This is a genomic window from Devosia psychrophila (assembly GCF_000971275.1).
Taxonomy (GTDB): Bacteria; Pseudomonadota; Alphaproteobacteria; order Rhizobiales; family Devosiaceae; genus Devosia; species Devosia psychrophila.
This window is the reverse complement of sequence record NZ_LAPV01000002.1, coordinates 1-4,617: the sequence shown is the minus strand read 5'-3', so window position 1 is coordinate 4,617 and position 4,617 is coordinate 1. Positions and strand designations below refer to the sequence as shown.

Here is a 4,617-nt window from a genome sequence, read left to right as displayed (position 1 = left end):
ACCTACGACGCCATCATCGATGCCGCTTGTCAGGCATGGCGAAATCTCGTCGACCAGCCGACAACCATAACATCGATCGGCATGCGTGAATGGGCACACACCGGTCAATCGTGAGCGCCGTTGGTATAAGCCTCCGGTGAGGGCCGCCTTGCGATGGTGGTGCTTGGCGCGGATGCTGCGCTCATAAGGACGCAGTTAAGAGCGCAGCATAATGCATATGACGGTTATTTCGGGCTCGGAGCGTCGACGTCGCTGGAGCGCGGCGGAGCGCGAAGAGATTGTGTTGGCGTCGTTCGCCCCAGGCGCGGTGATTGCCGAGGTGGCGCGGCAGTTCGATGTGTCCACCAGTCTGATCTACAAGTGGCGCCGCGACGCTCAACAGTCCGCGGCGATGTTTGTGCCCGCCGTTGTGGCAGAGGACGAAGGTTCTTTGGTGCCGGACGTGCCTGGAGGTGTCCTTGCAGATAGTCCGGCGATCCGGCTGGACCTGGCCGGAGGGACGACGATGAGCATTGCGGCGACGGCGCCCGCTCGGCTGGTGCTGGCGGTGCTGCGGGCGCTGCGATGATCCCGGTTCGCTCTGACGTCCGCGTGTGGCTGGCCAGCGGCCATACCGATATGCGCAAGGGGATGGGTGGCTTGGCGCGCCTGGTCCAGGAAGGGCTGGGTCGGGACCCGTTTGCCGGGGACGTGTTCGTGTTTCGGGGTCGCAACGGGTCGCTGATCAAGGCGCTCTGGCATGATGGCATCGGTCTGTCGCTGTATGCCAAGCGGCTGGAGCGCGGACGCTTCATCTGGCCCTCCACGATGGGCGGCGTGGTGCATCTGAGTGGCGGCCAGATGAGCTATCTGCTCGAAGGGATCGACTGGCGCAACCCGCAGCAGAGCTGGCGTCCGGCGCGGGCGGGATAGGCGGGCATTTTTCTCTGATGTAGGGGCATTTTTCGCTTCACGCCCGGGGCTGGCTATGATTCCATCATGGTCATGCAAGCCAGCGTTTCGCCCATGCCCGATGACGTGCAAGCCCTCAAAGCGGCCCTTGCGGCTGCAACCTTGCGAGCTGACCAGATCGAGGTGGCGCTACTGGACGCTCAGGCCCGGCAGTCCGATGACCAAGCCCTGATCGCGCATCTCAAGCTACAGATCGAGAAGCTCAAGCATCAGCTTTTCGGCAGCAAGTCCGAGCGCAGCCAGCGTTTGCTGGACCAGCTCGAGCTGCAGCTCGAGGAGTTGGAAGCTGCGGCAAGCCAGGATGAGGCAGTGGCACAGATCGGGGCCCGCAAGGTCGCTGATGCACCCGGCTTTGAACGCCGCCGGCCATCACGCCAGCCCTTCCCCGAGCATCTGCCGCGCGAGCGTCGTGTTATTGCGGCACCCTGCGCCTGTCCAGCCTGCGGGGGAACCCGGCTGAGCCGGATCGGCGAAGACGTCACCGAGACGCTCGAGGTGATCCCGCGTCAGTGGAAGGTCATTCAGACGGTGCGTGAGAAGGTCGCCTGCCGGGACTGCGAGAAGATCAGCCAGCCACCGGCGCCGTTCCATGTTGTGGCCCGCGGCTGGGCCGGTCCAGGCTTGCTGGCGATGATGCTGTTCGAGAAGTACGGGCAACATCAGCCGCTCAACCGGCAGGTCGAGCGCTATGGCCGTGAAGGCGTGCCGCTGAGCCTGTCGACACTGGCCGACCATGTGGGTGCAGCCGCGGCCGTGCTCGAGCCCTTGCACCATCGGCTTGCCGCCCATGTCATGGATGCCGAACGGCTGCACGGGGACGATACCACCGTGCCGGTCCTGGCCAGGGGCAAGACGGCAACGGGCCGGATCTGGACCTATGTGCGGGACGATCGACCGTTTGGGGGGCCAGCCCCGCCGGCGGCGCTGTTCTATTATTCGCCCAACCGCGCCGGCGAACATCCACGGCAGCACCTGGCCGACTGGCCCGGGATTCTGCAGGCCGATGCCCATGGCGGCTATGCCCGGCTCTATGAGGTCGGTCGCCAACCCGCGCCGATCACCGAGGCAGGCTGCTGGAGCCATGCGCGCCGCGCCTTCTTCGTGCTGGCCGATATAGAGTCGAGCGCCCGCCGCAGAGCCGACGGCAAGAAGCCAGTGCCGATCTCCCCGCTCGCCCGCGAGATCGTGCAGCGCATGGATCGCCTGTTCGAGATTGAACGCGCCATCAACGGCCAGTCATCGCAAGACCGTCTCACGGCACGCCAGGAGCGCAGCGCGCCCATGGTGGACGAACTCGAGGCTTTGATTCTCAAGCACCGCCCCGGGCTGTCGCGGCACGACGATCTGGCCAAGGCCATGGACTATATGCTCAAGCGCTGGCCGGTGTTCACCCGGTTCCTTCAGGATGGCAGGGTCTGCCTAACCAACAATGCCGCCGAGCGGGCGCTGCGCGGCATCGCCCTGGGCCGCAAGGCCTGGCTATTCGCCGGCTCCGATCGTGGTGGGCAACGAGCCGCCTTCATGTATAGCCTCATCGTCACCGCCAAGCTCAACGATGTGGATCCCCAGGCCTGGTTGGCCGATATCCTGGCCCGGATTGCCGATCATCCCAGCCATCAACTCGATGAGCTGCTGCCTTGGAACTGGGCGGCCCAGCACCAGATCAGGAAGTCCGCATGACCAGCGACCGCGTTGCCCGGCTCTATATTCAGCTCGACGATATCGAACCCGCTATCTGGCGGCGCGTCGAGGTGCCCCTGACCAGTAGCCTCAAGGCCGTCCACGACGTCATCCAGGCCGTTATGCTGTTTGAGGACTATCACCTCTTCCAGTTCGAGATCGGCGACCGCCGCTACGGCTACCCTGATCCAGAATGGGGTGACGAGATGCGCAACGCCCGCAACATCCGGCTCGGTGCAATCCTCGCCCGCGGCGAGAGCCGCTTCACCTACACCTATGATTTTGGCGACGACTGGCGTCACACCATCGTGGTCGAGGATGTTGTCGCGGCAGACCCGATGGTCGACTACCCGCGGTTTATCGAGGGCGCCCGTTGCGCTCCGCCAGAAGATGTTGGCGGTCTCCCCGGCTTCGAAGAGTTCCTCACGGTCATGGCCGATCCAGCCGATGAAGAGCACGGGACCACAATGACCTGGTATGGGCGCCCATTCGACGCCGACGACATCAGCCTGGCTACCATTAAGCAGCGCCTTGGGAAGCTGGCCAAGCGACGCGCCACGGGCAAGGCGGCCTTCGAGAAAAGCCGAAATCGTATCAACTGAATATTGCGACCGTCACGCCGCGGTGCTCACCGGATGCTTACGCCGAGCCAACTGGTAGCGCAGCGCCTAGCGCGTAGTGAATTCGCCGAGCGCCGTAAGCATTGCACCGTTGAACAGAGGTGGCTCGGGAAATCTTGACATCGGGATAAGTGGATTTTGTGCCTGATGGCGGCCAGTATGGCCGCGAACAGGAGCGACCATGACGAGACGACCCCGCCGCAACCACACGCCGGTGTTCAGGGCCAAAGTGGCGCTGGCCGCCATCAAGGGTCAGAAGACCCTGGCGGAACTTGCCCAGCAGTTTGACGTGCATGCCAATCAGATCACGCAATGGCGCAGCCAGCTTCTGGAAGGCGCTGCCGATGTTTTTGGCAGCGAGACCCGCGCGGAACCGCCAGTCCCTGACGCTGGAGAACGATTTTTTGGAAGGAGCGCTCAGCAAAGCCGGCCTGCTGAGCGCAAAGCGATGATCGATCGCGAGCATGAACTATCGGTGACCCGGCAGGCGTTGGTGCTCGATATCAGCCGGAGCAGCGTCTACTACCTGCCACGCCCGGTGTCGCCCGGCGATCTGGCACTGATGCGCCGGATCGATGAACTGCATCTGGATTACCCGTTCGCCGGCGCCCGCGCTGATGAAGCGGATGGGCATCGAGGCGATTTACCGCAAACCCAATACCAGCAAGCCCGCGCCAGGCCATAAGGTCTATCCCTACCTGCTGCGCAGGCTGGCGGTGACCCAGCCCAACCAGGTTTGGGCAATCGACATTACCTATATCCCCATGGCGCGCGGCTTCGTCTACTTGGCAGCCGTGGTGGACTGGTTCAGCAGGCGGATGCTGGCGTGGCGGGTCTCGATCAGCATGGACGTGAGCTTCTGCATCGAGGCGCTTGAGGAGGCTCTGGGTAAATACGGCGCCCCCGAAATCTTCAACAGCGACCAGGCCAGCCAATTTACCAGCATGGCCTTCACCGGCCTGCTGCGCGACAATGGCATCGCCATTAGCATGGACGGCAGAGGGGCATGGCGCGACAATGTCTTCGTCGAGCGGCTTTGGCGGTCCATCAAATACGAGGAGGTTTACCTGCGCGCCTATGACGCCGTCTCGGACGCGCGAACCTTGATCGGCAAATACCTGGCCTTTTACAACAGTGGGCGCCCTCACTCGAACCTTGACCGCATGACCCCGGACGAAGCCTGCTTCAATGCGCTGATGCCAATTCCGGCAGCGGCATAACCAAGGCCGAAATTCACTTATACCAACGGCGCTCACGATTGACCGGTGTGTGCCCATTCACGCATGCCGATCGATGTTATGGTTGTCGGCTGGTCGACGAGATTTCGCCATGCCTGACAAGCGGCATCGATGATGGCGTCGTAGGT

The 4,617-nt window shown here is 63.2% G+C and carries 4 protein-coding genes and 1 pseudogene; all 5 read left to right on the top strand.

Going from position 1 to position 4,617, the window contains the following annotated elements:
• The first annotated feature begins 217 nt into the window (after positions 1-217).
• The 5 genes and pseudogenes from tnpA to WH91_RS00035 all read left to right on the top strand — a co-directional run bounded on the left by tnpA (position 218) and on the right by WH91_RS00035 (position 4,471).
• Positions 218-568, top strand: a complete 351-nt coding sequence (gene tnpA, locus WH91_RS25155; protein WP_052952488.1) for an IS66-like element accessory protein TnpA — start codon at positions 218-220, stop codon at positions 566-568.
• A complete protein-coding gene (gene tnpB / locus WH91_RS00055) occupies positions 565-912 on the top strand; it encodes an IS66 family insertion sequence element accessory protein TnpB (RefSeq protein ID WP_046168964.1) in 348 nt (115 codons plus the stop codon). The genes tnpA and tnpB overlap by 4 nt, the downstream gene beginning before the upstream one ends.
• Positions 913-984: 72 nt before the next feature.
• Positions 985-2,631 (top strand): IS66 family transposase, encoded by a 1,647-nt coding sequence (gene tnpC, locus WH91_RS00050; protein ID WP_046168966.1) that lies wholly within the window; start codon positions 985-987, stop codon positions 2,629-2,631.
• Positions 2,628-3,233 (top strand): plasmid pRiA4b ORF-3 family protein, encoded by a 606-nt coding sequence (locus WH91_RS00045; protein WP_046168963.1) that lies wholly within the window; start codon positions 2,628-2,630, stop codon positions 3,231-3,233. Before tnpC ends, WH91_RS00045 begins: the two co-directional genes overlap by 4 nt.
• Before the next feature lie 199 nt (positions 3,234-3,432).
• Positions 3,433-4,471: pseudogene (locus WH91_RS00035) on the top strand (IS3 family transposase).
• Positions 4,472-4,617 lie beyond the last annotated feature (146 nt).

Bases quoted from the DNA above. Each gene is read 5' to 3' on its own strand.
- tnpA (WP_052952488.1), top strand. From the start codon at position 218: ATGACGGTTATTTCGGGCTCGGAGCGTCGACGTCGCTGGAGCGCGGCG.
- tnpB (WP_046168964.1), top strand. From the start codon at position 565: ATGATCCCGGTTCGCTCTGACGTCCGCGTGTGGCTGGCCAGCGGCCAT.
- tnpC (WP_046168966.1), top strand. From the start codon at position 985: ATGCAAGCCAGCGTTTCGCCCATGCCCGATGACGTGCAAGCCCTCAAA.
- WH91_RS00045 (WP_046168963.1), top strand. From the start codon at position 2,628: ATGACCAGCGACCGCGTTGCCCGGCTCTATATTCAGCTCGACGATATC.